The organism is Streptococcus sp. OH4692_COT-348, assembly GCF_003859975.1.
Taxonomy (GTDB): domain Bacteria; phylum Bacillota; class Bacilli; order Lactobacillales; family Streptococcaceae; genus Streptococcus.
Window position 1 is genome coordinate 1 of the sequence record NZ_RQZB01000027.1, and the last position, 2,643, is coordinate 2,643.

2 protein-coding genes are annotated in these 2,643 nt (G+C 38.3%); both read right to left on the reverse strand.

Annotation, left to right across the window (positions count from 1 at the left end; translation table 11 throughout):
• The coding region (adcAII, locus tag EII37_RS10610) for a zinc-binding lipoprotein AdcAII (RefSeq protein WP_398585873.1) at window positions 1-832 on the reverse strand (832 nt) is incomplete at its 3' end.
• 180 nt (window positions 833-1,012) lie between these two features.
• A partial coding sequence (locus EII37_RS10615; protein WP_124788550.1) for a pneumococcal-type histidine triad protein occupies window positions 1,013-2,643 on the reverse strand: 1,631 nt, incomplete at its 5' end.

Here is a 2,643-nt window from a genome sequence, read left to right on the forward strand (position 1 = left end):
TGTCATTTTGTGGGTCTGCCTCTAAAGGATTCAGAGTTTTTAGACCCACACCTGTTGATTTGACAAGAGTTTCAGCTACTTTCGAAGAAGCGTTACTTTCTGTAAAAATCGTTTTAACCTTATAGGTTTTAACAAATTCCTGAATTTCTGTTAGTTGTCTTGGACTTGGTTCTTGTTCAGGAGAGATACCTGCGATTCCAAGTTGATTGAGTCCAAATCGCTTAGCTAGATAAGAAAAGGCTGTATGTTGGGTTACAAATGTTTTCTGACTCGCTTTTTCAAATTTAGGTTGGAATTTCTTAGTCAATTCTTGAGCTTTTTTGATAAAGGCTTGCGCATTTTTCTGATAAGTTTCTTTGTGCTCACTATCAACCTCTGAAAGTTTATCAGCGATAATCTGGGCTTCTTCGCCAGCTTTTTCAGGATCTAGCCAAGTATGAGGGTCATAAAGCGTTTTTTCATCAACTCCATCACCTGCTTCCACATCTTCTAGACCAGGGACACGATCCAATGTCATTCCTTCTGAAGCCTCTAAAACCTTAACTTTGGATTTTTTTAGATTGGGATCCAGACTTCCTGCCCAAGATTCGAGCGTATGCGAATGGTAAACAAATACATCTGCATCATAGATGGCTGCGATATCATTTGCTGAAGGTTCAAAGGAGTGAATTCCGCTACTTGACTGAATCATTCGGACATCATTCAAGTCACCAGATACTTCCTTGACCATGGCATAGATAGGATAAAAACTGGTTACAATTTTCATCCCTTTACCTGACTGGTTTTCCTTTTGGCCACAAGCAGCTAATACCAGAGCCAATACACTGGTCATCAATACTAAAATCGTCCTCTTTTTCACTATAACTCCTTAACTAGTGTTTAACCATTTAATTAACTAGTAAATAGTTTATCTTTATTTAGAAAATATGTCAAGAATTTTTACACAATTTCATAAAAAAGAGAACAGAATCCATATTCTGCTCCCTTTTTATCTTCTATAATAGTTGTATAGTTACTTACTCTCCTTTAATAAGACTAATAGCTTTTCAGCTTCTGCCATAATAGTATTGTTGTCCTGAGAACCAAATAACAGGTTATTTTTTAATCCTGTGAGAGTTTCATTGGCATTGGACTTAAGAATTGGATCCTTAATCTTTTTAAGTAACTCTTCCGCCTCTCTCAGTTTTTTTTCAACCTTTTCAGTTTCAACCTGATGTTCCTCTGGTTCCGATGGTGATTCTTCTTCTGATTCCTCTGGTTCTTTTGGTTTTGGAGATTGTGCTTTCTCATTTTTCGGTTTTTCTTCGCGAGGTTTTTCCTCCTCAATTTTTTCTGTCTGAGGTTTCTCCTCTGTTGGTTTCTCTGTTTGATTGTTAGCAGCTTGACTATTGTGGTTTCTTTGAACATGGTCGCTCGCATTGCCCCAACCACTATCTGAATGCGGACGTTCATTTGGATGTTCAACATAATACTTCACAGTTTCAAATAGCTCTTCTAAACTATACCCCTTAGGTGCCTCATAAAGTCCTTCGTCAAACCACTCAAATTTGATGTTATGATAATGGTCATAATGAGGTATAATCAAACTTCCATTTTTAACTTCCACAGTATGTTGGAGATTGTAAGGCATACGGTCAAGTGGTACCTTCTTAGCTGCTTTTACTCGATTGTAAATCGCTTCTGCTCCCTTAGCCTCAGTATTTCCTGAACTTTGATGATTTGTTGAAGGAGGCGTCAAACCTTTCTCTTTAGCATAAGCTTGACCTGCTGCTCTTTCAGCTTCAGACAAACTATCTTTCTTAATCCAATGACTGTGGCTCATATGCGGAGTTACATAGGCATCCCCCTCATCACTGGTGATATCACGTGGATCAAAGATATAGCCATCTTCTGTTGTATACTTGCCTGCCAACTTGGCTACTTGAATCTCATCATCTGTGTAAGCTATTTGTGCATTTGGTTTTCCTAAACGTTCTGGATGACGAATCGGTGCTAGAAAAGCAAGGATATCATCAACTAACTTGACTTTATCACTTGACTCATCGTTGAGACGTTCCAATAGTCTATCCAAAGCGTCAAAATCAGCTTGGCGTCCTTTATTGGAAATCAAATCTTGATGAACTGTTGCTAGTAAATCATAAACTTTGTTGTAAAATTTTTGATCACCAGATGCAAGATTGGTTTTCTTAGCTCCTAACTCATGAGACAAACTTTCTTGTTTGGCAAGTTTATCATCAATGTCTGCAACAGTTTCTGCTGAAAGTTCTTTGGCAGAAATATAACGCGAAATTCCATTCTCTTCAAAGACATAACCATCAACCACCTTTCGAATCACCTGTTTTACCAATTTTCCATCAATTGGATTGCTTGGAGTTGGTTGAGGAGTTGGTTGAGGAGTTGGTTGAGGATTTGGTACAGGTTGTGGACTTGGTATTGGGGTAGGCTCTGGAGCAGGGATTGGAGTCGGAATTGGTTTTAATTCTTTACCACCTGCAGTAGTATGATTTCCTTGATAATTTTCAGAAATCATTCTTGCAATCTTCTGCTCTAAATCAGACATTTGAGAATAAGGGATAAAGTGATAATGATCTCCGTGTGGCACTGCAACACCATTCGCAGTTTTTCTTGTAATCTGTGCTGGAT